General features: G+C 70.4%; 3 protein-coding genes. 1 reads left to right on the plus strand and 2 read right to left on the minus strand.

The window, feature by feature from the left end; translation table 11 throughout:
* Nucleotides 1-46: 46 nt before the first annotated feature.
* The gene (locus AC1DP0_RS20320; protein ID WP_478088099.1) at nucleotides 47-1,726 is read right to left on the minus strand and encodes a phospholipase C; all 1,680 of its coding nucleotides are present in this window, start codon (nucleotides 1,724-1,726) and stop codon (nucleotides 47-49) included.
* A gap of 233 nt (nucleotides 1,727-1,959) precedes the next feature.
* Between AC1DP0_RS20320 and AC1DP0_RS20325 the strand changes: the two genes are divergently transcribed.
* On the plus strand, nucleotides 1,960-2,691 hold the full coding sequence (locus AC1DP0_RS20325) for a hypothetical protein (RefSeq protein ID WP_478088101.1): 732 nt from the start codon (nucleotides 1,960-1,962) through the stop codon (nucleotides 2,689-2,691).
* A 17-nt stretch (nucleotides 2,692-2,708) separates the two neighbouring features.
* Here AC1DP0_RS20325 and AC1DP0_RS20330 read toward each other — a convergent pair.
* Nucleotides 2,709-3,026 (minus strand): CD225/dispanin family protein (locus AC1DP0_RS20330; protein WP_478088103.1); only part of this gene is annotated, 318 nt, incomplete at its 5' end.

Here is a 3,026-nt window from a genome sequence, read left to right on the forward strand (position 1 = left end):
CCGGGTGACCCGGCGCGCCCTCCCGTCCGAGGGGTTCTCGGAGAGGTCAGTCCTCGTGACGGCTCCGGTGCACCGAGGTGACCGTGCCGTTCGTCTCGTCGAGGATGACCTGCGGGGCCTGCGACTCGTCGAAGGAGAAGAGGCCGCGCATCGACCCTGCCCAGGCGTCGGCGGAGCCGTCACCGATGCGGCCGACGCCCCAGTTGTCCTCGATGAGGCGCAGGATCGAGGCCTGGTCGGTCTGGTGGTGGTCGACGTAGTTCGTCTTCGCGAACGGCGAGATGACCACGAGCGGCTGGCGCGGGCCGGGGCCACAGCGGTCCTGGTAGCCCTTCGCGATCGGCACTCCCGAGGCCGCCGCCTGGGTGCAGAAGGCGGCGTCGTCGGTGGTGTTCGAGGCGTTCTTCACCTGCGCCGCGACGTGGTCGTACCAGCCGTCCGAGTCGTCGTAGGCCAGGACGATGGCGGTGTCCTTCCAATGCTTCGACTTCTGGATGGCGTTGATCTCCTTGACGACGAAGTGCTGCTCGTCGAGGGGGTCGGAGTAGCCCGCGTGACCGTCCTGGTAGTTCGGGGCCTTGAGGAAGCTCACCGCCGGCAGGTTGTCGGTGCCGACCACCTGGTCGAAGGACGACATGTCGTACTGGTGGTTCGCCTGTCCGTCATGACCGATCTCGGCAGCGCTCGCCGGCGGCAGGTGGTGCGGGTTCGCCGTCGACGCGTAGTACTGGAAGGGCTCGTGGTGCGGGTTGTAGTCGGTCGAGCTCGCCCCCGCGACGTTGTTGTGCATGGTGAGGCACGACGCAGGCGCCCCGCCGGCTGCGGCGGTCGTCGGCGTGAAGCCGCCCTGGAACCAGCCCCACGAGACCTTTTTGGCGTTGAGCAGGTCGCCGATGTTGCGGCCCGTCATGGCGGCCAGCGTGTAGCTCTTCGCGTGGCTGTTGTTGGAGCAGTCGTCGTAGACGGGGTCGGGGTCGCCCGTCATGGTGCCGACGCCGTGCGCGTCGGGGAAGCGCACCGTGTAGTCGCCGGCGGCCGGGGTCGTCGCCGGGGTGCCGTCGGCGTTGAACTCCTTGACCCCGTGCGTCTGCCCGGAGACGAGGTTGATCGCGCCCGGGGAGGACGGTCCGAAGGTCGTGCTGAAGGCGTGGTCGCTCATCGCGTAGTGCTGCGCGTAGTTCCACATGGCCGTGACGGTGTTGCCGTCGTAGTAGTCCATCGTGAGGCCGGTCCGGCCGAATGCCGGGGCGGTGCAGGCGTCCTTGCTCGTGAACTCCACGAACTTGTCCATCGCTCCGGCGTTGTAGGCCTTCTGCTCGTTCGTGTAGGTGTGGTCCTGGTCGCAGGTGACGGCCTGGCCGGGCGTCAGGCGCTGCGGCTGCACCGAGTTGGGGTTGTTCGGAGCGAGCAGGCGGTCGTGCGCCAGCGTGGCGATGCCACGCGGCGTGCCGTGCGCCGCCGTGAAGGTCGGAGCCGGGGTGGTCGAGCCCTGCAGCGTCTCGCCGGGGATGTTGGCGGCCTTGGGGTAGGTCGCGAAGTAGTGGTCGAAGGAGACGTTCTCGCCGAAGATGACGACGACGTGCTTGATGGGGGTCGACGTCTTGGACGACGAGATCCGGGACGTCGGGGCGGGGTGGGCGCTGACGGCACCGGCGGTGGCGACCACCGGGACGACGAGGGCGGCAGCCCCGACGCCGGCGAGGGCGAGACGGACGGAACGTTTCATGGAGGCTCCTCTGACGGGCGGGAATCGGCCGGCGCGTGCCTGGCGCAACGCTCCAGGGCCGGGGCAAAAGTACGCCCGGCTGAAGCGGCGTAGGGCTGCCAGACGCCTCGTTTAAGGACTGTTTGCCGAAACTGCGCCCCCTCTTGGTGCAACTGTCAGCGGGCTCCGCGGCTACGTGCAGGTTTCGCTCAGGCCCACCCGAGTTCACCTCGGGCTGCAACGATCCGCTCCCCGTGGTTGTCTTCCCCATCATGACCTCCTCGACACCCCACGCCCCGCGCGGTCCGGTCCGTGCCGTCCCGGCGCTCGCCCTCGCAGCGGTGCTCGCCACGAGCGCCTGCGGACAGGCGACGCCGTCCCCGGGCACGCCCACGTCCGCGGGTGGGGCCGTCCCCATGGCCCAGACGGTCACCTCGGGAGCGGTGCGTCTGGAGGCGACGATGGCGCCGGACGGCCCCAAGGCAGCCACCGCGGCCGCCGGGGGCCTCCTTGTCGACTACACGGTGACCAACACCGGCGCTCAGCCCCTCCTCGCCTTCGACGTCGTGCCGCAGGACCTCGGCAGCGCCACGCTCCCCACTGACGTCGACGTCACGCACGCCTGGGTCTACGAGCTGTCGGGAGTGCTGCGCCTCAGCAAGCAGGGCTTCGCAACGGCCCCGAACGTCCGCTTCGCCGCTGCCCCGGTCATGGGCGGGCACGTCATCGCCCCCGGTGCCAGCCTGCGTGGGAGGGCGTATGCCGCGTCGCCGCCGAAGCTGGACGTGCCGGGGGACTCCTTCGAGGCCCCACGCACAGCCGTGGACCCGGGCGTGAAGCAGTGGCAGCTCTGCGTGCAGGTCGACGACCGTGCTGGGCAGGCCAGGCCCGCCGCGGTCGGAGGTGGCGTCGTCCAGGCCCCCTCCGCGGCCCCCAAGGGCGACGAGCTCGTCTGCACCCGCCCGGGGACGATCCCCGTCGGCTGACGAGGCTCGCCGTTGGGTCAGAGCCGCCCGAGCATGCCGGTGCATGCGAAGAGGAGGGCTGAACCGGGCCACGCGAGGGCGGCGAGGATGCACCAGCTCTTGACCGAACGGGAAGCGCGGCACGCCTCGCCCCAGCGACCTTGCGCCCACAGCGGATTGACGGACGTCGACTTGACGATCGCGACGATGCCGAACGGTGTGAAGCAGAAGATCGTGCACAGGATCGCGAGGGCGAGCCGGTTCGGCGGGGCTGGGGTGTAGGGCTGAGGGCCCGCCAGGGGTGGCGCGGGCGCCGGCGGCGGCGACGCGGCATACCACCTCATCGGTGGGCTGGG

This window comes from Terrabacter sp. P5_B1 (genome assembly GCF_056400505.1).